This is a genomic window from Streptomyces hawaiiensis, from assembly GCF_004803895.1.
Taxonomy (GTDB): Bacteria; Actinomycetota; Actinomycetes; order Streptomycetales; family Streptomycetaceae; genus Streptomyces; species Streptomyces hawaiiensis.
In genome coordinates this window covers 1,630,566-1,653,130 of sequence record NZ_CP021978.1, presented here as the reverse complement: position 1 = coordinate 1,653,130, position 22,565 = coordinate 1,630,566, and the positions used below count along the sequence as shown (strand labels likewise).

The 22,565-nt window shown below is 71.7% G+C and carries 18 protein-coding genes; 16 read left to right on the top strand and 2 right to left on the bottom strand.

Annotated features, from left to right (window positions below; genetic code table 11):
* Positions 1–2: 2 nt before the first annotated feature.
* From CEB94_RS07605 to CEB94_RS07550, 12 genes are all read left to right on the top strand, one after another.
* Positions 3–1,289 carry a dihydroorotase gene (locus CEB94_RS07605; RefSeq protein ID WP_175431433.1) on the top strand — a complete coding sequence of 429 codons (1,287 nt, stop codon included), beginning with the start codon at positions 3–5 and terminating at the stop codon, positions 1,287–1,289.
* A complete protein-coding gene (locus CEB94_RS07600; protein ID WP_175431432.1) occupies positions 1,286–1,855 on the top strand; it encodes a PH-like domain-containing protein in 570 nt (189 codons plus the stop codon). Before CEB94_RS07605 ends, CEB94_RS07600 begins: the two co-directional genes overlap by 4 nt.
* Positions 1,852–2,994: a glutamine-hydrolyzing carbamoyl-phosphate synthase small subunit gene (gene carA, locus CEB94_RS07595; RefSeq protein WP_175431431.1), complete on the top strand. Its 1,143-nt coding sequence runs from the start codon at positions 1,852–1,854 to the stop codon at positions 2,992–2,994. Before CEB94_RS07600 ends, carA begins: the two co-directional genes overlap by 4 nt.
* Entirely contained in the window at positions 2,987–6,295 is a 3,309-nt protein-coding gene (gene carB, locus CEB94_RS07590) for a carbamoyl-phosphate synthase large subunit (RefSeq protein WP_175431430.1), read from the top strand. The genes carA and carB overlap by 8 nt, the downstream gene beginning before the upstream one ends.
* A 71-nt stretch (positions 6,296–6,366) precedes the next feature.
* The gene (locus CEB94_RS07585) at positions 6,367–7,473 is read left to right on the top strand and encodes a quinone-dependent dihydroorotate dehydrogenase (RefSeq protein ID WP_175436927.1); all 1,107 of its coding nucleotides are present in this window, start codon (positions 6,367–6,369) and stop codon (positions 7,471–7,473) included.
* Positions 7,470–8,315 carry an orotidine-5'-phosphate decarboxylase gene (gene pyrF, locus CEB94_RS07580; protein WP_175431429.1) on the top strand — a complete coding sequence of 282 codons (846 nt, stop codon included), beginning with the start codon at positions 7,470–7,472 and terminating at the stop codon, positions 8,313–8,315. Before CEB94_RS07585 ends, pyrF begins: the two co-directional genes overlap by 4 nt.
* 310 nt (positions 8,316–8,625) lie before the next feature.
* Entirely contained in the window at positions 8,626–8,949 is a 324-nt protein-coding gene (locus CEB94_RS07575) for an integration host factor (protein WP_003977346.1), read from the top strand.
* Between the two features lie 58 nt (positions 8,950–9,007).
* Positions 9,008–9,601, top strand: coding sequence for a guanylate kinase (gene gmk, locus CEB94_RS07570; protein WP_175431428.1), 594 nt, complete (start codon positions 9,008–9,010; stop codon positions 9,599–9,601).
* 68 nt (positions 9,602–9,669) lie between these two features.
* Positions 9,670–9,942, top strand: coding sequence for a DNA-directed RNA polymerase subunit omega (rpoZ, locus tag CEB94_RS07565; RefSeq protein WP_003988945.1), 273 nt, complete (start codon positions 9,670–9,672; stop codon positions 9,940–9,942).
* Between the two features lie 114 nt (positions 9,943–10,056).
* The gene (gene coaBC, locus CEB94_RS07560) at positions 10,057–11,259 is read left to right on the top strand and encodes a bifunctional phosphopantothenoylcysteine decarboxylase/phosphopantothenate--cysteine ligase CoaBC (protein WP_175431427.1); all 1,203 of its coding nucleotides are present in this window, start codon (positions 10,057–10,059) and stop codon (positions 11,257–11,259) included.
* Between the two features lie 236 nt (positions 11,260–11,495).
* On the top strand, positions 11,496–12,704 hold the full coding sequence (gene metK / locus CEB94_RS07555) for a methionine adenosyltransferase (RefSeq protein WP_175431426.1): 1,209 nt from the start codon (positions 11,496–11,498) through the stop codon (positions 12,702–12,704).
* Between the two features lie 108 nt (positions 12,705–12,812).
* On the top strand, positions 12,813–14,966 hold the full coding sequence (locus tag CEB94_RS07550) for a primosomal protein N' (protein WP_175431425.1): 2,154 nt from the start codon (positions 12,813–12,815) through the stop codon (positions 14,964–14,966).
* Positions 14,967–15,130: 164 nt separating this feature from the next.
* Here the strand turns inward: CEB94_RS07550 and CEB94_RS07545 are convergent, their stop codons facing one another.
* The gene (locus CEB94_RS07545; RefSeq protein WP_175431424.1) at positions 15,131–15,682 is read right to left on the bottom strand and encodes a hypothetical protein; all 552 of its coding nucleotides are present in this window, start codon (positions 15,680–15,682) and stop codon (positions 15,131–15,133) included.
* Between the two features lie 337 nt (positions 15,683–16,019).
* Here CEB94_RS07545 and fmt point away from each other — a divergent pair, with 337 nt between their 5' ends.
* A complete protein-coding gene (gene fmt, locus CEB94_RS07540; protein WP_175431423.1) occupies positions 16,020–16,952 on the top strand; it encodes a methionyl-tRNA formyltransferase in 933 nt (310 codons plus the stop codon).
* Positions 16,953–17,064: 112 nt separating this feature from the next.
* Entirely contained in the window at positions 17,065–18,492 is a 1,428-nt protein-coding gene (locus tag CEB94_RS07535; protein ID WP_175431422.1) for an RsmB/NOP family class I SAM-dependent RNA methyltransferase, read from the top strand.
* Here the strand turns inward: CEB94_RS07535 and CEB94_RS07530 are convergent.
* The gene (locus tag CEB94_RS07530; protein WP_175431421.1) at positions 18,473–20,614 is read right to left on the bottom strand and encodes an MMPL family transporter; all 2,142 of its coding nucleotides are present in this window, start codon (positions 20,612–20,614) and stop codon (positions 18,473–18,475) included. The two genes, CEB94_RS07535 and CEB94_RS07530, sit on opposite strands and share 20 nt — an antisense overlap.
* A 140-nt stretch (positions 20,615–20,754) precedes the next feature.
* On the opposite strand from CEB94_RS07530, the gene rpe reads away from it, so the two are divergent.
* Both rpe and CEB94_RS07520 read left to right on the top strand, forming a co-directional pair.
* Positions 20,755–21,441 carry a ribulose-phosphate 3-epimerase gene (rpe, locus tag CEB94_RS07525; RefSeq protein ID WP_175431420.1) on the top strand — a complete coding sequence of 229 codons (687 nt, stop codon included), beginning with the start codon at positions 20,755–20,757 and terminating at the stop codon, positions 21,439–21,441.
* A gap of 77 nt (positions 21,442–21,518) precedes the next feature.
* Positions 21,519–22,562 carry a sugar-binding transcriptional regulator gene (locus CEB94_RS07520; protein WP_175431419.1) on the top strand — a complete coding sequence of 348 codons (1,044 nt, stop codon included), beginning with the start codon at positions 21,519–21,521 and terminating at the stop codon, positions 22,560–22,562.
* Positions 22,563–22,565: the final 3 nt, after the last annotated feature.

The following is a 22,565-nucleotide window of genomic DNA, read 5'->3' as shown; positions in this document are numbered from 1 at the left end:
AGATGAGCAAGATCCTGATCCGTGGTGCGAAGGTGCTCGGCGGCGAGCCGCAGGACGTGCTGATCGACGGCGGGACCATCGCCGAGGTGGGCGGCGGGCTGTCCGCCGAGGGCGCCGAGGTCGTGGAGGCCGAGGGCAAGGTGCTGCTGCCGGGCCTGGTCGACCTGCACACCCATCTGCGCGAGCCCGGCCGCGAGGACTCCGAGACCGTCCTCACCGGCACGCGCGCCGCCGCCTCCGGCGGCTTCACCACCGTCTTCGCCATGGCCAACACCTTCCCGGTCGCCGACACCGCCGGTGTCGTCGAGCAGGTGTGGCGGCTCGGCAAGGAGCACGGCTACTGCGACGTCCAGCCCATCGGCGCCGTCACCGTCGGCCTGGAGGGCCGCAAGCTCGCCGAACTGGGCGCCATGCACGAGTCGGCCGCCGGCGTCACCGTCTTCTCCGACGACGGCAAGTGCGTCCACGACGCCGTGATCATGCGCCGCGCCCTGGAGTACGTGAAGGCCTTCGGCGGTGTCGTCGCGCAGCACGCGCAGGAGCCGCGGCTGACCGAGGGCGCCGAGATGAACGAGGGCATCGTCTCCGCCGAGCTGGGGCTCGGTGGCTGGCCCGCGGTGGCCGAAGAATCGATCATCGCCCGGGATGTCCTGCTCGCCGACCACGTCGGCTCCCGCGTCCACATCTGCCACCTGTCGACCGCCGGGTCCGTCGAGATCGTCCGCTGGGCCAAGTCCCGAGGCATCGCCGTCACCGCCGAGGTCACCCCGCACCACCTCCTCCTCACCGACGAGCTGGTCCGCACGTACAACCCCGTCTACAAGGTCAACCCGCCGCTGCGCACCGAGCGCGACGTGATGGCCCTGCGCGAGGCGCTCGCCGACGGCACCATCGACATCGTCGCCACCGACCACGCCCCGCACCCCCACGAGGACAAGGACTGCGAGTGGGCCGCGGCCGCCATGGGCATGGTCGGCCTGGAGACCGCGCTGTCAGTGGTGCAGGAGACCATGGTCGACACGGGCCTGCTGGACTGGGCCGGCGTCGCCGACCGGATGTCCGTCAAGCCCGCGCAGATCGGACAGGCCACGGGCCACGGGCGTCCCGTCTCGGCAGGTGAGCCCGCCAACCTCACCCTGGTCGACACGGCATACCGTGGGCTCGTGGAACCCGCGGGCTTCGCCTCGCGCAGCCGCAACACCCCCTACGAGGGGCGTGAGCTGCCGGGCCGTGTGACGCACACGTGGCTGCGGGGCAAGGCCACGCTCGTCGACGGGAAGCTCACGTGACACCTGTACTCCTGCTGGCCGCCGAGAAGGAATCGGCGCAAGTGACCGACTGGGCCGCCCGCATCGGCTGGGTCGTCGGTCTCGCCCTGTTCGTCGCGCTCGTCTACTGGCTGATGCGCGAGGGCTGGAAGTGGCGCGGCACCCTCCAGGGAGACCTGCCCGAGCTGCCCGTGACACCGGACGACCCGGGGCCCGCGAAGCTCACCCTGAGCGGCCGCTACCACGGCTCCACCACCGCCGGACAGTGGCTCGACCGCATCGTCGCGCACGGCCTGGGCACCCGCAGCCGAGCCGAGCTGGCCCTGACGGACGCCGGCCTCGACGTCGTACGCCCGGGGGCGAGCGACTTCTTCGTCCCGCTCGCGGCGCTGCGCGAGGCCCGGCTCGACAAGGGCATCGCCGGGAAAGTGCTCACCGAGGGCGGCCTGCTCGTCGTCACCTGGGCGCACGGCGACCGGCTGATCGACTCCGGGTTCCGCTCCGACCACGCGGCCGAGCACAACGAGTGGGTCGAAGCCATCAACTCCATGATCGAAACGAACACCAGGGAAGGCGCCGAACGATGACCACCTCCACCAGGGGAGCCACCAAAACTCCCGCCGTACTCGTCCTGGAGGACGGCCGGATCTTCCGCGGCCGTGCCTACGGGGCCGTGGGGGAGACCTTCGGCGAAGCGGTGTTCTCCACCGGCATGACCGGCTACCAGGAGACCCTCACCGACCCCTCGTACCACCGCCAGGTCGTGGTGATGACCTCCCCGCACGTCGGCAACACCGGGGTGAACGACGAGGACATGGAGTCCAAGAAGATCTGGGTCTCCGGCTACGTCGTGCGCGACCCCGCGCGCGTGCCGTCCAGCTGGCGCTCCCGGCGCACCCTGGACGAGGAGCTGGACGCCCAGGGCGTCGTCGGCATCAGCGGTATCGACACCCGCGCCCTCACCCGCCACCTGCGCGAGCGCGGCGCCATGCGCGTCGGCATCTTCAGCGGTGACACGATCCAGGACGACGCCGCACTGCTGGCCCGCGTCCAGGAAGCCCCGCAGATGAAGGGCGCGAACCTCTCCGCCGAGGTCGCCACCACCGAGCCGTACGTCGTCCCGGCCATCGGCGAGAAGAAGTTCACCGTCGCCGCCGTCGACCTCGGCATCAAGGGCATGACCCCGCACCGCATGGCCGAGCGCGGCATCGAGGTGCACGTGCTCCCGGCGACAGCGACCGTCGAGGACGTGTACGCGGTCAACCCGGACGGCGTGTTCTTCTCCAACGGCCCGGGCGACCCGGCCACCGCCGACCACCCCGTCTCCGTGATGCGGGGTGTCCTGGAGCGCGGCACACCGCTGTTCGGCATCTGCTTCGGCAACCAGATCCTGGGCCGCGCGCTCGGCTTCGGCACCTTCAAGCTGAAGTACGGCCACCGCGGCATCAACCAGCCGGTGCAGGACCGGACGACCGGCAAGGTCGAGGTCACCGCGCACAACCACGGCTTCGCCGTCGACGCCCCGCTCGAGAAGGTCTCCGAGACCCCGTTCGGCCGCGCCGAGGTGTCCCACGTCTGCCTGAACGACAACGTGGTGGAGGGGCTCCAGCTTCTCGACCGCCCCGCCTTCAGCGTCCAGTACCACCCCGAAGCGGCAGCCGGCCCGCACGACGCCGCCTACCTGTTCGACCGCTTCGTTTCCCTGATGGAGGGCCAGCGTGCCTAAGCGCACCGATATCCAGTCCGTCCTGGTCATCGGCTCCGGCCCGATCGTCATCGGCCAGGCCGCCGAGTTCGACTACTCCGGCACCCAGGCGTGCCGCGTCCTCAAGGCCGAGGGCCTGCGGGTCATCCTGGTGAACTCCAACCCGGCGACGATCATGACCGACCCGGAGATCGCCGACGCCACCTACGTCGAGCCGATCACCCCCGAGTTCGTCGAGAAGATCATCGCCAAGGAGCGGCCCGACGCGCTGCTGCCCACCCTGGGCGGCCAGACGGCCCTCAACACCGCGATCTCGCTGCACGAGGCGGGCACGCTGGAGAAGTACGGCGTCGAGCTGATCGGCGCCAACGTCGAGGCCATCAACAAGGGCGAGGACCGCGACCTCTTCAAGGACGTCGTCGAGGCCGTACGCCAGAAGATCGGCCACGGCGAGTCCGCCCGCTCGGTGATCTGCCACTCCATGGAGGACGTCCTCGCCGGCGTCGAGACGCTCGGCGGCTACCCGGTCGTCGTCCGTCCGTCCTTCACCATGGGCGGCGCCGGCTCCGGCTTCGCCCACGACGAGGAGGAGCTGCGCCGCATCGCCGGGCAGGGCCTCACGCTCTCCCCGACCACCGAGGTGCTCCTGGAGGAGTCCATCCTCGGTTGGAAGGAGTACGAGCTGGAGCTGATGCGCGACAAGCACGACAACGTCGTGGTCGTCTGCTCCATCGAGAACTTCGACCCCATGGGCGTGCACACCGGCGACTCGATCACCGTCGCGCCCGCGATGACGCTCACCGACCGCGAGTACCAGACCCTGCGCGACATCGGCATCGCCGTCATCCGCGAGGTCGGCGTCGACACCGGCGGCTGCAACATCCAGTTCGCGGTGGACCCCGAGGACGGCCGCGTCATCGTCATCGAGATGAACCCGCGTGTGTCGCGCTCCTCGGCGCTCGCCTCCAAGGCCACCGGCTTCCCGATCGCCAAGATCGCCGCCAAGCTGGCCGTCGGCTACACGCTGGACGAGATCCCGAACGACATCACCCAGGAGACTCCGGCCTCCTTCGAGCCGACGCTCGACTACGTCGTCGTGAAGGCCCCGCGCTTCGCCTTCGAGAAGTTCCCGAGCGCGGACTCCACCCTCACCACCACCATGAAGTCGGTCGGCGAGGCCATGGCCATCGGCCGCAACTTCACCGAGGCCTTCCAGAAGGCGCTGCGCTCGCTGGAGAAGAAGGGCAGCCAGTTCACCTTCGTCGGCGAGCCCGGCGACAAGGGCGAGCTGCTGCGCGAGTCGGTCCGCCCCACCGACGGCCGCATCAACACCGTCATGCAGGCCATCCGCGCCGGCGCCACGCCCGAGGAGATCTTCGCGTACACGAAGATCGACCCCTGGTTCGTCGACCAGCTCTTCCTGATCAAGGAGATCGCGGACGAGCTGGCCGAGGCGCCCGAGCTGACCCCCGACCTGCTCGCCGAGGCCAAGCGGCACGGCTTCTCCGACCAGCAGATCGGCGAGATCCGCGGCCTGCGCGAGGACGTCGTCCGCGAGGTCCGGCACGCGCTGGGCATCCGCCCGGTCTACAAGACGGTCGACACCTGCGCCGCCGAGTTCGCCGCGAAGACGCCGTACTTCTACTCCTCCTACGACGAGGAGACGGAGGTCGCCTCCCGCGAGAAGCCGGCCGTCATCATCCTGGGCTCCGGCCCGAACCGCATCGGCCAGGGCATCGAGTTCGACTACTCCTGCGTCCACGCCTCCTTCGCGCTGAGCGACGCGGGCTACGAGACCGTGATGGTCAACTGCAACCCGGAGACCGTCTCCACGGACTACGACACCTCCGACCGCCTGTACTTCGAGCCGCTGACGCTCGAGGACGTGCTGGAGATCGTGCACGCCGAGCAGCAGGCCGGACCGGTCGCGGGCGTCATCGTCCAGCTCGGCGGCCAGACCCCGCTGGGCCTGTCGCAGGCGCTGAAGGACAACGGCGTGCCGATCGTCGGCACCTCCCCGGAGGCCATCCACGCCGCCGAGGACCGGGGCGCCTTCGGCCGTGTCCTCGCCGAGGCGGGCCTTCCGGCTCCCAAGCACGGCACCGCCACCACCTTCGCCGAGGCCAAGGCCATCGCCGACGAGATCGGCTACCCGGTCCTGGTGCGTCCCTCGTACGTCCTGGGCGGGCGCGGCATGGAGATCGTCTACGACGAGACCCGGCTGGAGTCCTACATCGCGGAGTCGACCGAGATCAGCCCCTCGCGGCCGGTCCTGGTCGACCGGTTCCTCGACGACGCGATCGAGATCGACGTCGACGCCCTCTACGACGGCGAGGAGCTCTACCTCGGCGGCGTCATGGAGCACATCGAGGAGGCCGGCATCCACTCCGGCGACTCGGCGTGCGCCCTGCCCCCGATCACGCTCGGCGGCTTCGACATCAAGCGCCTGCGCGCCTCCACGGAGGGCATCGCCAAGGGCGTCGGGGTCCGCGGCCTGATCAACATCCAGTTCGCGCTCGCCGGCGACATCCTCTACGTCCTGGAGGCCAACCCGCGCGCCTCGCGCACCGTCCCCTTCACCTCGAAGGCGACCGCGGTGCCGCTGGCCAAGGCCGCCGCGCGTATCTCGCTCGGCGCCAGCATCGCCGAGCTGCGTGCCGAGGGCCTGCTCCCGGCCACCGGTGACGGCGGAGAGCTCCCGCTCGACGCGCCGATCTCCGTCAAGGAGGCCGTCATGCCGTGGTCGCGCTTCCGCGACATCCACGGCCGCGGCGTCGACACGGTCCTCGGCCCGGAGATGCGCTCCACCGGCGAGGTCATGGGCATCGACTCCGTCTTCGGCACGGCGTACGCCAAGTCGCAGGCCGGCGCCTACGGCCCGCTGCCCACCAAGGGCAGGGCGTTCATCTCGGTCGCCAACCGCGACAAGCGCTCGATGATCTTCCCGGCCCGCGAGCTGGTCGCCCACGGCTTCGAGCTGCTCGCCACGTCCGGCACCGCGGAGGTCCTCAAGCGCAACGGCATCAACGCCACCGTCGTGCGCAAGCAGTCCGAGGGCACCGGTCCGAACGGCGAGAAGACCATCGTCCAGCTCATCCACGACGGCGAGGTCGACCTCATCGTCAACACCCCGTACGGCACCGGTGGCCGCCTCGACGGCTACGACATCCGTACGGCGGCCGTGGCGCGCTCCGTGCCCTGCCTGACGACGGTCCAGGCGCTCGCGGCGGCGGTCCAGGGCATCGACGCCCTCAACCGCGGCGACGTGGGCGTCCGATCGCTCCAGGAACACGCGGAACACCTGACCGCGGCCCGCGACTAGCAGCCCCGAGGGGGACACCGGAAACGGTGTCCCCCTCTTCGTGAGGACGCCATGTCTTCGTGAGGACACCCATGTACAAGATCTTCTTCCGTCTCGTCTTCAAGCGGCTGGACCCGGAGCAGGCCCACCACCTGGCCTTCCGCTGGATCCGCCTGGCCGCCCGCGTGCCCGTGCTGCGCACCTTCCTCGCTGCCGCCCTCGCGCCCCGCCACAGGGAGCTGCGCACCGAGGCCCTCGGGCTGCGCATGCACGGCCCCTTCGGGCTCGCCGCGGGCTTCGACAAGAACGCCGTCGGCATCGACGGCATGGCCATGCTCGGCTTCGACCACGTCGAGATCGGCACGGTGACCGGCGAACCGCAGCCCGGAAACCCCAAGCAGCGGCTGTTCCGCCTGGTCAAGGACCGGGCGCTGATCAACCGCATGGGCTTCAACAACGACGGCTCGCTCCGCGTCGCCGCCCGCCTGGCCTCCCGTACGCCCGTCTTCAAGCCGGTCGTCGGCGTCAACATCGGCAAGACCAAGGTGGTACCGGAGGAGGAGGCCGTCGCGGACTACGTGAAGTCCGCCGAGCGGCTCGCGCCCTACGCCGACTACCTGGTGGTCAACGTCTCCTCCCCGAACACGCCCGGTCTGCGCGACCTCCAGGCCACCGAGGCGCTCCGTCCGTTGCTGACCGCCGTCCGGGAGGCCGCCGACCGCACGGTGTCCGCGCGGCGCGTCCCGCTCCTGGTCAAGATCGCGCCGGACCTCGCCGACGAGGACGTCGACGCCGTCGCCGACCTCGCCGTGGAACTCGGCCTGGACGGCATCATCGCCACGAACACCACCATCGCGCGCGACGGCCTCGGCCTGAAGTCCGACCCCTGCCTGGTCAAGGAGACCGGCGGCCTGTCCGGGGCGCCCCTGAAGGAACGCTCTCTGGAGGTCCTGAGGCGCCTCTACGCGCGCGTGGGCGACCGGATCACCCTGGTGGGCGTCGGCGGCATCGAGAACGCCGAGGACGCCTGGCAGCGCATCCTGGCCGGTGCCACGCTGGTCCAGGGCTACAGCGCCTTCATCTACGAGGGGCCCTTCTGGGGCCGCACCATCCACAAGGGGCTCGCCGCACGTCTGGCCACGAGCCCCTATGCCACGCTCGCCGACGCGGTGGGCGCCGACGTGAGGAAGACGGCATGAGTGGTCTCGAACCCTTCGGCGCGCGCCTGCGCCGGGCCATGGACGAGCGCGGCCCGCTGTGCGTCGGCATCGACCCGCACGCCTCCCTGCTCGCCGAGTGGGGCCTGAACGACGACGTGGCGGGCCTGGAGCGGTTCAGCCGCACGGTGGTGGAGGCGGTGGCCGACCGGGTCGCCGTGCTCAAGCCGCAGAGCGCGTTCTTCGAGCGTTTCGGCTCGCGTGGCGTCGCCGTACTGGAGAAGTCGGTCGCCGAGGCCCGGGCGGCCGGCGCGCTGGTCGTGATGGACGCCAAGCGCGGCGACATCGGCTCCACCATGGCCGCCTACGCCGAGTCCTTCCTGCACAAGGACGCCCCGCTGTTCTCCGACGCGCTGACGGTCTCGCCGTACCTCGGCTACGGCTCGCTCAGCCCGGCCGTCGCACTGGCCCGGGAGAGCGGCGCGGGCCTGTTCGTGCTGGCGCTGACCTCCAACCCGGAGGGCGGCGAGGTCCAGCACGCCGTGCGTTCCGACGGCCGGAACGTCGGAGCGACGATGCTCGCGCATCTGGCCGCCGAGAACGCGGGGGAGGAGCCGCTGGGATCCTTCGGCGCGGTCGTCGGCGCCACCCTCGGTGATCTGTCGACGTACGACCTGGACATCAACGGCCCGCTCCTCGCGCCCGGCATCGGCGCCCAGGGGGCCACGCCGGCCGATCTTCCCGGGGTCTTCGGGACGGCGGTGCGCAACGTCGTGCCGAACGTCAGCCGGGGAGTGCTACGCCACGGTCCCGACACGGTCGCTCTGCGTGACGCCGCGGAGCGCTTCGCGGAGGAGATCCGTCACACCGTGACGGCCTCGTGAGGCGGTCCAGACCTTGTCGCGAGACCTCCGATGGGTGGCCCGGGACCCGCTTGAGTCTGAATACATCCTCAAATCCGGGGCAGTATGTCCTAGATGTCCGTTCAGATGAAGGCTGACCAGGACTTTTCCGCTGTTCTCGCTGACTCTGGCGGACTTGCCCGCTAGTCTCCGACGGGTGGGGGCACCTCCCGCACCCATTAGGTAGTGGGGGAGAACGGGCAAGCGTGTTGCTCGTAGCTCCCCAGGTGTGGGGCGACTAGGTTCCTCACCGGTCCGTATCCGACAGTTCGACATCCGAGGTGACGTAGGCGTGGCTCTTCCGCCCCTTACCCCTGAACAGCGCGCAGCCGCGCTCGAAAAGGCCGCCGCGGCTCGCCGGGAGCGGGCCGAGGTCAAGAATCGACTCAAGCACTCCGGCGCCTCCCTTCACGAGGTCATCAAGCAGGGCCAGGAGAACGACGTCATCGGCAAGATGAAGGTCTCCGCCCTCCTGGAGTCGCTGCCCGGCGTGGGCAAGGTCCGCGCCAAGCAGATCATGGAGCGACTCGGCATCTCCGAGAGCCGCCGCGTGCGTGGTCTCGGTTCCAACCAGATCGCCTCCCTGGAGCGCGAGTTCGGCAGCACCGGCTCCTGAACCGGGCACTCCGGGGAAGCGAGTCCCGGGCACTCCGGGATTGCTGGATAATCGCTGCATGGCTGCAACACCCCGGGGGACGACCCCCGTGCCCCCGGACGTACGTCCGCGGCTGACCGTGCTCTCCGGCCCCTCCGGGGTCGGCAAGAGCACGGTCGTCGCCCATATGCGCAAGGAACACCCCGAGGTCTGGCTCTCCGTGTCGGCGACGACCCGCAGGCCACGCCCCGGCGAGCAGCACGGAGTCCACTACTTCTTCGTCTCCGACGACGAGATGGACAAGCTGATCGCCAACGGGGAACTGCTGGAGTGGGCCGAGTTCGCCGGCAACCGCTACGGCACGCCGCGTGCGGCCGTGCAGGAGCGCCTGGAGAACGGCGAGCCCGTACTCCTGGAGATCGACCTGCAGGGCGCTCGCCTGGTCCGGGAGTCGATGCCCGAGGCCCAGCTGGTGTTCCTGGCTCCTCCCTCCTGGGAGGAGCTCGTGCGCAGACTCACCGGGCGGGGCACCGAACCGCCCGAGGTGATCGAGCGCCGGCTCGAGGCGGCGAAGATCGAACTCGCGGCCGAGCCGGAGTTCGACACCACCCTGGTCAACACCTCCGTCGAGGACGTGGCGCGCGAGCTGCTAGCCTTGGTGGACGTGGTGTGACCATTGCTGATCGTTCCGGTCTGCTGATCACCCCGACAAGTTCTTTCCCATCCATCGGAAGGTAGAGCGTGTCCTCTTCCATCTCCGCGCCCGAGGGCATCATCAACCCGCCGATCGACGAGCTCCTCGAGGCCACCGACTCGAAGTACAGCCTCGTGATCTACGCGGCCAAGCGTGCCCGCCAGATCAACGCGTACTACTCGCAGCTCGGCGAGGGTCTCCTCGAGTACGTCGGTCCTCTCGTCGACACTCACGTCCACGAGAAGCCGCTCTCGATCGCCCTCCGCGAGATCAACGCGGGGCTCCTGACGTCCGAGGCCGTCGAGGGTCCGGCGCAGTAAGTAGGATCTACAGCTTGACGTTGACTTATCCACAGGCCCGGCAGGCCGACTGCCGGGCCTGTGGTGTGTCATGGAGTCGTACGGTGTGCCGGTTGCCGAGGTCCGGGGAGAGACGTGGACAAGCCGAAGGTCGTTCTGGGGGTCAGCGGAGGCATCGCCGCGTACAAGGCCTGTGAGCTGCTGCGGCGGCTGACGGAGTCGGGCCACGACGTGCGCGTGGTGCCCACCGCCTCCGCGCTGCACTTCGTCGGTGCCGCCACCTGGTCCGCGCTCTCCGGCAACCCGGTCTCCACCGAGGTCTGGGACGACGTGCACGAGGTTCCGCACGTCCGCATCGGGCAGCACGCGGACCTGGTCGTCGTCGCCCCGGCCACCGCCGACATGCTCGCCAAGGCCGCCCACGGCCTCGCCGACGACCTCCTCACCAACACGCTCCTCACCGCCCGCTGCCCGGTCGTCTTCGCCCCCGCCATGCACACGGAGATGTGGGAGCACCCGGCCACCCAGGAGAACGTGGCGACGCTGCGCCGCCGCGGCGCCCTGGTCATCGAGCCGGCCGTGGGCCGCCTCACCGGCGTCGACACCGGCAAGGGCCGGCTGCCCGACCCGGGCGAGATCTTCGAGGTCTGCCGCCGCGTGCTGGCCCGGGGCGTGAGGGAGCCGGACCTCGTGGGCCGGCATGTCGTCGTGAGTGCCGGCGGCACCCGCGAGCCCCTGGACCCCGTCCGGTTCCTCGGCAACCGCTCCTCCGGCAAGCAGGGCTATGCCCTCGCCCGCACCGCCGCCGCCCGCGGCGCCCGGGTCACGCTGATCGCGGCCAACAGCACCCTGCCGGCCCCGGCGGGGGTGGACGTCGTACCGGTCGGCACCGCCGTGCAACTGCGTGAGGCGGTGCTGCGGGCCGCCCCCGAGGCCGACGCCGTGGTGATGGCGGCCGCGGTGGCGGACTTCCGCCCGGCGGCGTACGCGGCAGGGAAGATAAAGAAGAAGGACGGCCAGGAACCGGAGCCGATCACTCTGGTGCGGAATCCGGACATTCTCGCGGAGATCTCCGCGACCCGTGGCCGCGCCGGACAGGTGATCGTCGGTTTCGCCGCGGAGACGGACGACGTCCTCGCCAACGGCCGCACGAAGCTCAAGCGCAAGGGCTGCGATCTGCTGGTGGTGAACGAGGTGGGGGAGCGCAAGACCTTCGGTTCCGAGGAGAACGAGGCGGTCGTGCTCGGCGCCGACGGCAGCGAGACCGCGGTGGCGCACGGCCCCAAGGAAGCCCTGGCCGAAACCGTATGGGACCTGGTCGCCGAGCGCCTCCGCTGATGTCGCAGTCGCCGCGTACCCCCTCGAAAGCGGGCGGATCGGGGCGTGGCGCCTCTGGCCAACGCCGCTCGGCATTGGGCAGAATGCCCGTGCCGCAGGTCACAGCACTCCCGAGTGGCGAGACGGGGGACCGTGGCCGAAGCGTGACCCGTAAACTGTTCCACGGACGGCGCCGGGTGCAGCCCCCGCCGTCCGCCAATGATCAGCCAGCAGCCGCTGCAACCCCAGGGAGCGTTGTGTCCCGTCGTCTGTTCACCTCGGAGTCCGTGACCGAGGGTCACCCCGACAAGATCGCTGACCAGATCAGCGACACCATTCTCGACGCGCTCCTGCGTGAGGACCCGTCCTCCCGGGTCGCCGTCGAGACCCTGATCACGACCGGCCTGGTGCACGTGGCCGGCGAGGTCACGACCAAGACGTACGCGGACATCGCGACGCTGGTCCGGAGCAAGATCCTCGAGATCGGCTACGACTCCTCCAAGAAGGGCTTCGACGGCGCCTCCTGCGGCGTGTCGGTGTCGATCGGCGCGCAGTCCCCGGACATCGCCCAGGGCGTGGACACGGCGTACGAGACCCGGGTGGAGGGCGACGACGACGAGCTCGACAAGCAGGGTGCGGGCGACCAGGGCCTGATGTTCGGCTATGCGACGGACGAGACGCCGACGCTGATGCCGCTGCCGATCTTCCTGGCGCACCGCCTGTCGAAGCGTCTGTCCGACGTGCGCAAGAACGGCACGATCCCCTACCTGCGCCCGGACGGCAAGACGCAGGTCACCATCGAGTACGACGGTGACAAGGCGGTCCGTCTGGACACCGTCGTCGTCTCCTCCCAGCACGCCTCCGACATCGACCTGGACTCGCTCCTGGCTCCGGACATCAAGGAGTTCGTCGTCGAGCCGGAGCTGAAGGCGCTGCTGGACGAGGGCATCAAGCTCGACACGGAGAACTACCGTCTCCTGGTCAACCCGACCGGCCGTTTCGAGATCGGCGGCCCGATGGGCGACGCCGGCCTGACCGGTCGCAAGATCATCATCGACACCTACGGCGGCATGGCCCGTCACGGCGGTGGCGCGTTCTCCGGCAAGGACCCGTCCAAGGTCGACCGTTCCGCGGCGTACGCGATGCGCTGGGTCGCGAAGAACGTGGTGGCCGCGGGCCTCGCCACCCGCTGCGAGGTCCAGGTCGCGTACGCGATCGGCAAGGCCGAGCCGGTCGGCCTGTTCGTCGAGACCTTCGGCACCGCCAAGATCGACACGGAGAAGATCGAGAAGGCGATCGACGAGGTCTTCGACCTCCGTCCGGCCGCCATCATCCGCGACCTCGACCTGCTTCGCCCGATCTACTCCCAGACCGCGGCGTACGGCCACTTCGGCCGCGAGCTGCCCGAGTTCACCTGGGAGCGGACGGACCGCGTGGACGCGCTGCGCAAGGCCGCCGGGCTGTAAGTCCCGCCATCGTGAGGCCCGGCCCCCTCGGGGGCCGGGCCTTGCCGTGTCCCGGCGGCGCCTACCGGGCGGCGCCGGTTGTCAGTGGTGTTTGGTAAGAATGCAAGCGTGAGCAGCGAGAACGAACAGACGGGCGGCGGGGCCGACGGTGCGCCGCCCGAGCAGCTCGCGCTCATCCGGGACAGTGTGCGCAAGGCCAAGACGCCCCGGGCCAAGCCCCGGACCTGGCGGGGGGCCGCGCTCGCCGAGGAGCTGCCCGTCGCGCGCGTCCTCGTCGACAAGGGCGTCCTGCATCTCGACCGGTACTTCGACTACGCCGTGCCCGAGGAGCTGGACGCGGACGCCCAGCCGGGTGTGCGGGTGCGGGTGCGCTTCGGGGCCGGGCGGCATCGCGTGCGGGGAGGGCGGCGCGAGGGGGGCGGGCTGATCGACGGGTTCCTCGTCGAGCGGCTGGCCGAGTCCGACTACTCCGGGCCGCTGGCCGCCCTCGCCCAGGTCGTGTCGCCCGAGCAGGTGCTGAGCGAGGAACTGCTGGGTCTGGCCCGGGCGGTCGCCGACCGGTACGCGGGCAGCCTCGCCGACGTCCTGCAGCTCGCCGTACCGCCGCGCAACGCACGAGCCGAGCAGCGGCGCTCACCCGAGCCGCTGCCACCGCCCCCGGCGCCCGAGGCGGGATCCTGGCAGCGGTACGAGCGGGGCGCGGCCTTCGTGGAGTCGCTGGCCTCCGGTGGAGCGCCCCGGGCCGTGTGGAACGCGCTGCCCGGGCCGCAGTGGAGCGAAGAGCTGGCCCGGGCCGTCGCGGCGACGCTGGCCTCCGGGCGTGGGGCGCTCGCCGTCCTGCCCGACGGACGCGCGGTCGCCCGGGTCGACGCCGCCCTGACCTCCCTGCTGGGGGAGGGGCGGCATGCGGTGCTCACCGCCGACGCCGGCCCCGAGAAGCGGTACGCGCAGTGGCTCGCGGTGCGGCGCGGTTCCGTACGGGCCGTGATCGGGACCCGGGCCGCGATGTTCGCGCCGGTCCAGGACCTCGGCCTGGTCGCCCTCTGGGACGACGGCGACGACAGCCACAGTGAGCAGCACGCCCCGCAGCCCCACGCCCGCGAGGTGCTCCTGCTGCGGGCCGCCCAGGACAAGTGCGGCTTCCTGCTGGGGGGCTGGGGCTGCACGGTGGAGGCCGCGCAGCTCGTCGAGAGCGGCTGGGCACGGCCGCTCCTCGCCGGCCGGGACCAGGTGCGGGCAGCCGCTCCGCTCGTCCGGACCGTCGGAGACCAGGATCTCGCCCGGGACGAGGCCGCCCGGGCCGCCCGGCTGCCGACTCTCGCCTGGCAGGCGGTCAGGGACGGCCTGCGGCACGGCCCGGTGCTGGTGCAGGTGCCCCGCAGGGGGTACGTGCCGCGCATGGCCTGTGCCGGCTGCCGGGCGCCCGCGCGGTGCCGGCACTGCTCCGGGCCGCTGGAGGCGCCGGACGGCGGCTCCCTGAACTGCGGGTGGTGCGGACGCGAGGAGAGCGGCTGGCACTGCCCGGAGTGCGGTTCCTTCCGCCTGCGCGCCTCGGTCGTCGGAGCGCGGCGGACCGCCGAGGAACTCGGCCGGGCCTTCCCCGCCGTACCGGTACGCACCTCGGGGCGGGAACACGTGCTCGACACGGTGCCGGGGGCGCCCGCGCTGGTCGTGAGCACGCCGGGGGCCGAGCCCGTCGCCGAGGGCGGGTACGCGGCGGCGCTGCTGCTGGACGGGTGGGCCATGGTCGGGCGGCCCGATCTGCGGGCCGGGGAGGATGCGCTGCGGCGGTGGATCGCGGCCGCGTCCCTCGTCCGGCCGCAGTCGGGCGGCGGCACGGTGGTGGTCGTGGCCGAGCCGACGCTGCGGCCCGTGCAGGCACTCGTCCGGTGGGACCCCGTCGGTCACGCGGTGCGGGAACTCGCCGAGCGGGCCGAGCTGGGATTTCCGCCGGTGTCGCGGATGGCGGCCGTGTCGGGCCCGGCGGAGGCGGTGGCCGACTTCCTCCGCACGGCCGAACTGCCGGTTGAGGCCGAGGTGCTGGGGCCGGTGCCGTTGCCCGTCCCCGCCGCCGGGCGCCCGCGGCGGACGGGGGCGCCGCCGCCCGGTGAGCAGTGGGAGCGGGCGTTGGTGCGGGTCCCGCCGGGGAGAGGGGCCGCGCTGGCCGCCGCGCTCAAGGCAGCGCAGGCCGCGCGGATGGCCCGGGGGAGTGGAAGCGGCCCCGGTGTGTGGGTGCGGGTCGATCCGGCCGACATCGGGTGAGCCGTGGCCGGCGGGAGCGGGCGCGTCGGGTCGGGCACCACGGCGCGGGTGACCTGCCCTGCTGATCCGTGGCCGGCGGTAGCGGCGCCGGGTGGTGCCGGGCGTTGTCCGGATACGTGGCTGCCCTCCCGAAGGTGTTCCGGGAGGGCAGATCCGAGCGTGAGTCAGCCGTTGCGCGGGCCCGGGAAAGCCGTGGGCCTCGCCTCGTCGCGGAGAGCGGGGCTGCCGGCCGTCGGCTGCGTGGGCATGGAGCGGGCGGCGGGGACCGTCGGCACCGTGGGCAGGCCGGTGGTCACATTGACCGAGCGGCCGCCCGTCGGCGTCGGCTCCGGCGTGCGCTCCGGCTCGGGCGTGGCCGGCGGGGCCGTGGCCCGGCGGGCGCCGTAACGGCGGTGGACCGCCTGCTTGGTGACGCCGAGCGCGGAGCCCACCGCGTCCCACGAGAAGCCGAGTGAGCGGTCGAAGTCCACGGCTGCCGTGACCAGGGTCTCGACACTGTCCCGCAGTTCCTGGGCGAGACGTACCGTCGGGGCGGGGGCGCGTCCGTAGACGACGAAGCCCGTGGAGGGGCCGGAGCGGCGCGGGCGGTAGACGTTGCCCAACTGGGCGGTGAGTGTGCGCAGTGCGTCCACCTGCCGGCGGACCCGCTCGATGTCCCGCACCAGCAAGTGCAGGCTGGCCCGAGCCTGGGCGTCGTGGGTTGCGTGGTCGGCCATGAACAAGCCTCTCGAACCGGCGTTGAAAGGAATGGGCCGCGATCGCGGCCCGTTGTGGTCAACTCTGTCTTGACCAACGCGGATTCGCTCCACGGGTCACGGTGTGGGGGCGTGGGGGCATATGCGTGCGCCCGTTTGCGCGGGGTGTGCGCCTCGGCCCTCGGCCGTCGGCTTTGGTCTCCCAGCCGCGCAGCGCCCGCGCACCGCCCGTAACCGTCCGTCCGGACGCCCGGCTCTCCCGCGGGGGCTGAGCGCCGTCGGCGGCGTACCGTCCCACGGCTCATAGACTTGTGTGCTGCCCGTCATCGACCCCAGCCCGAGAGGCCCCCACCACCCCATGAAGCTCGTCTTCGCCGGTACACCCGAGGTCGCCGTTCCCGCTCTGGACGCTCTGCTCGCCTCCGGGCGCCACGAGGTGGCCGCCGTCGTCACCCGGCCCGACGCGCCTGCCGGGCGTGGACGCAGGCTCGTCGCGTCGCCCGTCGCCGACCGGGCGGAGGAGGCCGGGATCGAGGTGCTGAAGCCCGCGAAGCCGAAGGACCCCGAGTTCCTGGAGCGGCTGCGGGAGATCGGGCCGGACTGCTGCCCCGTCGTCGCCTACGGAGCGCTGCTGCCCCGGGTCGCGCTCGACATCCCCGCGCACGGGTGGGTCAATCTGCACTTCTCCCTGCTGCCCGCCTGGCGCGGAGCCGCGCCCGTGCAGCACGCCATCATGGCCGGCGACGAGATCACCGGGGCGTCGACCTTCCTGATCGAGGAGGGGCTCGACTCCGGGCCGGTGTACGGCACGGTGACCGAGGAGATCAGGGCCACCGACACCAGCGGGGACCTGCTGACACGGCTGGCGTTCGCAGGTGCCGGGCTGCTCGCGGCGACCATGGACGGCATCGAGGACGGCACGCTGAAGGCCGTACAGCAGCCGGCCGACGGGATCAGCCTCGCCCCGAAGGTCAATGTCGAGGACGCGCACCTGGACTGGAGCGCGCCCGCCCTGCGCGTCGACCGGATGGTGCGGGGCTGCACCCCGGCCCCCGGCGCCTGGACCACCTTCCGCGGGGAGCGGCTCAAGCTCATCCAGGTCACCCCCGTGCCCGACCGCACGGACCTGGCCCCCGGGCAGATCGCCGCGGGGAAGAACAACGTGTACGCGGGCACCGGCTCGTACGGCGTCGAGCTGCTGTGGGTGCAGGCCCAGGGCAAGAAGCCGATGCGGGCGGCGGACTGGGCGCGCGGGGTGCGGATCGGCGAGGGCGAGCGGCTCGGGGGCTGAAGCCCGGGCGGGGCCGACGACGCGGCTCGGTCCCCCCGCTGCCGGTTCCTCCCCGCTCCCGGCGGCGTAGGCTGGACGGCGCACTTCTTCTCACCCCCGGAGCACCTTTTTCGTGAGCGAACAGCCCCGCCGAGCCCGCACGTCGGGCAAGCCCTACCGCCGGCCCAAGAAGGACCCCGTCCGCATCATCGCCTTCGAGGCCCTGAGGGCCGTGGACGAGCGGGACGCCTACGCCAACCTCGTCCTGCCGCCCCTGTTGCGCAAGGCGCGGGAGAAGGAGGGGCCCGAGACGTTCGACGCCCGGGACGCGGCGCTCGCCACCGAGCTGGTGTACGGGACGCTGCGGCGGCAGGGGACGTACGACGCGGTCCTGGCGTCCTGCGTGGACCGGCCGCTCAGGGAGGTCGACCCGCCGGTGCTGGACGTGCTCAGCCTCGGCGCGCACCAGCTGCTCGGCACGCGGATCCCGACGCACGCGGCCGTGTCCGCGACCGTCGAGCTCGCGCGGGTCGTGCTCGGCGACGGGCGGGCCAAGTTCGTCAACGCCGTGCTGCGCAAGGTCGCGCGGGACGATCTGGACGGCTGGCTGGAGCGGGTCGCACCGCCCTACGACGAGGATCCCGAGGACCATCTCGCCGTCGTCCACTCGCATCCGCGGTGGGTCGTGTCCGCGCTGTGGGACTCCCTCGGCGGCGGGCGCGACGGCGTCGAGGAGCTGCTGCGCGCCGACAACGAGCGGCCCGAGGTGACCCTCGTGGCACGGCCCGGGCGGTCCTCCGCGGAGGAACTGCTCGACGAGGACGCCGCTGTGCGGGGGCGCTGGTCGCCGTATGCCGTGCGGCTGACCGAGGGCGGGGAGCCGGGCGCCATCGCGGCTGTGCGCGACGGCCGTGCGGGTGTGCAGGACGAGGGCAGCCAGCTCGTCGCGATCGCCCTGGCCAACGCGCCGCTGGACGGGCCCGACCGCCGCTGGCTGGACGGGTGCGCGGGGCCCGGCGGCAAGGCGGCGCTGCTCGGCGCGCTGGCCGCCGAGCGGGGCGCCCTGCTGGTCGCCTCCGAGAAGCAGACCCATCGCGCCGGCCTCGTCGCGAAGGCGCTGGACGGCAATCCTGGGCCTTATCAGGTGATCGCCGCCGACGGGACGCGTCCGGCGTGGCGGCCCGGCAGCTTCGACCGGGTGCTGGTCGACGTGCCGTGCACCGGCCTCGGCGCCCTGCGGCGCCGCCCCGAGGCGCGCTGGCGGCGCCGCCCGGAGGACCTGGAGGGCTTCGCGCCGCTCCAGCGCGGGCTGCTGCGCACCGCCCTGGAGTCGGTACGGATCGGCGGCGTCGTGGGCTACGCGACCTGCTCGCCGCACCTCGCCGAGACCCGGGCCGTCGTCGCCGACGTGCTCAAGCAGCACCCGGACACCGACCTGCTCGACGCCCGGCCGCTGCTGCCCGGCGTACCGGACCTGGGCGAGGGGCCCGATGTGCAGCTGTGGCCGCACCTGCACGGGACCGACGCGATGTACCTCGCGCTCATTCGCCGGACCGGCTGACCCCCGCTCCGACGCTCTCCCGGGCCGACGCGCCGCCGTCCTGGCGCGCCAGCCGGTGCGGCCACCACACCTTCGGCCCGACGTCCAGGAACAGCGACGTCACCAGGACCGAGCGGACGATGAAGGTGTCGATGAGGACGCCGAGGGCGACCGTGAAGCCGATCTCGGCGAAGGCGACCATCGGGAGGGTGCCGAGGGCGGCGAAGGTGCCGGCCAGGACCAGGCCGGCGGAGGTGATGACCGCCCCGGTGGCGGCCAGGCCGGTGACCACGCCCGCTCTGGTGCCCTGGCGGGCCGCCTCCTCGCGGATGCGGGTGGTCAGGAAGATGTTGTAGTCGATGCCCAGGGCGACCAGGAACACGAACACGAACAGCGGGAAGTCGGTCGCCTCGCCCGCGTAGTCGAAGACGTACCGGAACGCGAGCGCGCTGATGCCGAGCGCCGCCGCGAACGACAGGATCACCGTCCCGATCAGCAGCAGGGGGGCGATCAGGGCCCACAGCAGGACGCAGAGGATCAGCAGGACGACCACCAGCACCAGCGGGATGATCAGCTTGTTGTCGTGCGTGGTCGCCTTGTCCGCGTCGAGCAGGGCCGCCGTACCGCCGCCCACCTTGGCGTCGGCGTCGGGCACCGCGTGCACGGCGTCCCGCACCCGCTCGACGGTCTGTTTGGCGGCCTCGCTGTCCGCCGGGGCGGTCATGGTGGCCTCGAAGAGGACCTTGCCCTCGAAGGCCGGTTTCGCGCCGGGCGGCAGACCGAGGGACTGGGGGACCACGCCCTGCGTTGCGGCGACGGTCCGGCCCACCTGCACGGCCTGCGCCTGGTTGCTGACGATGACCAGGGGGTCGCCGCTGCCCGCCGGGAAGTAGCGCGCCGAGACCTCCTGCCCGGTGATCGAGTCCGGTTTCCCGGTGAACGCGTCCGCGTTGCCGATGCCCTCCGCGCGCAACTGGATCAGGCCCAGCGAGCAGACCGCCAGCGCGAGCGCCGTCACGATCCAGGTCATCCGCGGGCGGCGGGCGATACGGCGGCCCGTGCGGGCCCAGACGCCGCGATCGGTCGGGTCGGGCGAGCCGTGGTGCGGGATCACCGGCCAGAAGATCCAGCGGCCGAAGATCACCAGCAGGGCCGGGAACAGGCTCATCATCGCCACCAGGGCGACCGCGACACCGATGGCGGCCACCGGCCCCAGGCCGCTCGTGGAGTTCATCTCCGCGGCGAGCAGCACCAGCATGCTCAGCACGACCGTCGCGCCGGAGGCGAGCACGGCCGGGCCGGCGCGGTGCAGCGCCAGGGCCATCGCCTCGTGCCGGTCCTCGTGGCGGCGCAGTTCCTCCCGGTAGCGGGCCACCAGCAGCAGGGCGTAGTCCGTCCCGGCCCCGAAGACCAGCACCGTGAGGATGCCGGCGCTCTGGCCGTTGACCGTCAGTCCGCCGTGCTCGGCGAGCAGGTAGATCAGCGCCTGGGAGGTGAACAGCGCGCAGACCACCGCGACCAGGGGGACCAGCAGCAGGGTCAGGCTGCGGTACGTGATGAGCAGCATGACGACGACGACCACCATCGCCGAGAGCAGCAGGGTCGAGTCGATGCCCTCGAAAGCCTCCGCGAAGTCCGCGGAAGTGCCGCCCGGGCCCGTGATGTGCACGCTCAGTCCGTCGCCGCCCGTACCGACGTCGTCCCGGATGGACTCCACGGCGGGTGAGATCCGCTCCCAGCCCTCCTCGTCCATCATGATCGGCACGAAGACCTGGGCCGCCCGCGGATCGGTCTGCCGGTCGAACACCGGCCCCCGCGTCTGCTCCCCGAGAATGCCGTGGTCACGCAACTGCTTCAGCTGCGTGACGTCCTCGGCGATCTCCGTACGGTCCTGCGCCGTCAGGCCGCTCTCCCGCGCGTAGATCACCACCGCCGGGATCTGCTCCGGCCGGAAGTCCTCGGAGATCTGGAGCACCTGCGTCGACTCCGCGGACCCCGGCAGCCACGACGCGGCGTCGTTGTCCTGCGCGTCGGTGAGCTTCATGGCGAACGGCGCGGCGATGAACAGGACGACCACCCAGAAGACCAGCACGAGCCACTTGGCCCGCCGCCCGCAGACGAGATGCGCGATGCCCTGCTTCATACCGACCCCCTCGGCGGCAGCGCCCCGTAAGAGGCGCGGGTGACTGCGCGAGCGACCCACAACGGTCCGCGGCCGACGTCCCACCATTCCCACCCGGGACCGATGCCCACAACCCCCGAACGGCATGGCAGTCTTAGGCCATGGCCGCGCAGATCAACCCCAGCATCCTCTCCGCCGACTTCGCCCGCCTCGCGGACGAGGCGAAGGCCGTGGAGGGAGCCGACTGGCTCCACGTCGACGTCATGGACAACCATTTCGTCCCGAACCTCACGCTCGGCGTGCCGGTCGTAGAGTCGCTCGCCCGTGCGACGGACACCCCGCTGGACTGCCATCTGATGATCGAGGCCCCCGATCGCTGGGCGCCCCAGTACGTGGAAGCGGGGGCGGGTTCCGTCACCTTCCACGTCGAGGCCGCCGCCGCCCCGGTCAGGCTCGCCCGGGAGATCCGTGCCAAGGGCGCCCGCGCCTCCATGGCGCTGAAGCCCGCGACCCCCATCGAGCCGTACGAGGACCTGCTCCCCGAGCTCGACATGCTGCTGATCATGACGGTCGAACCGGGCTTCGGGGGACAGGCCTTCCTCGACATCATGCTTCCGAAGATTCGCCGCACCCGCGAGTTGATCAGCAAGCACGGACTGGAGCTCTGGCTCCAGGTCGACGGTGGAGTTTCCGCTTCCACGATCGAGCGGTGCGCCGACGCCGGAGCCGACGTCTTCGTGGCCGGATCGGCGGTCTACGGGGCAAACGACCCGGCCGAGGCGGTACGTGCACTACGCACACAGGCCCAGGCGGCGACCGCGAAGGCCTCCTGGGCCTGCGACCACTGAGCCACAGCAAAGTGAACGGCTCTCATCAGGGCTGATCAACCGCGCCGGATCTGCAAGGATGAACGGCGAATCCAGATGTGAACAGCAGTGAGGAGAACGCCGTGTCGGGTATGTCGGCGGGCCGGTCAGCCATGCGGATGGGACCCGCTGAGCTGGTGCAGGCGGCGGCCATGGCCCGCCGCTTCTACCTCGAGGGGAAGTCCAAGATCCAGATCGCGGAGGAGTTCGGCGTCAGCCGCTTCAAGGTGGCCCGGGTCCTGGAGACCGCCCTCGAACGGGATCTCGTACGCATCGAGATCCGTGTGCCCGCCGAGCTGGACGCCGATCGCTCGGACGCGCTCCGTGCCCGCTACGGCCTCAGGCACGCTGTCGTGGTCGAGTCCCCGGCCGAGGCCGAGGAGTCGCCCGACCCCGAGAACCTGGGAGAGGTGGCCGCCGACCTGCTCGCCGAACTGGTCGACGAAGGTGATGTGCTGGGCCTGGCCTGGGGCCGCTCCACCATCCACATGGCGGCGGCGCTCGACCGGCTGCCGCCGTGCACGGTGGTGCAGTTGACGGGCGTGTACGACGCCGGGACCGCCGAGCGCGGCTCGGTCGAGGCCGTGCGCCGCGCCGCCCAGGTGTCCGGCGGCGACGCCCACCCCATCTACGCCCCGATGCTGCTGCCCGACGCGGCCACGGCAACGGCGCTGCGCAACCAGACGGGCATCGCCCGGGCCTTCGAGCACTTCGACAAGGTCACCGTCGCGTGTGTCTCCATCGGCTCCTGGGAGCGGGGCATCTCCACGGTGCACGACATGCTCAGTGACGAGGAGCGCGCGCACTACGCCTCCCTCGGTGTCGCCGCCGAGATGTCCGCGCACCTCTTCGACGCCGAGGGCCGACGGATCGGCCGGGACCTGGGCGAGCGGTGCATCACCGTGAAGGCCGATCAGCTCCGCCGGATCCCCGAGGTCGTCGCGATCGCGGGCGGGCAGCGCAAGGGGCCCGCGATCGACGCGGTGCTGCGCTCCGGGCTCGTCACCAGCCTGGTGACGGACACGTCGGCCGCGGACTACCTGATGACGGCCGGTCCGGCGCCGAAGTCAGCGCTCAACAGGTCCGACCCGGACGGAGCCTGACGG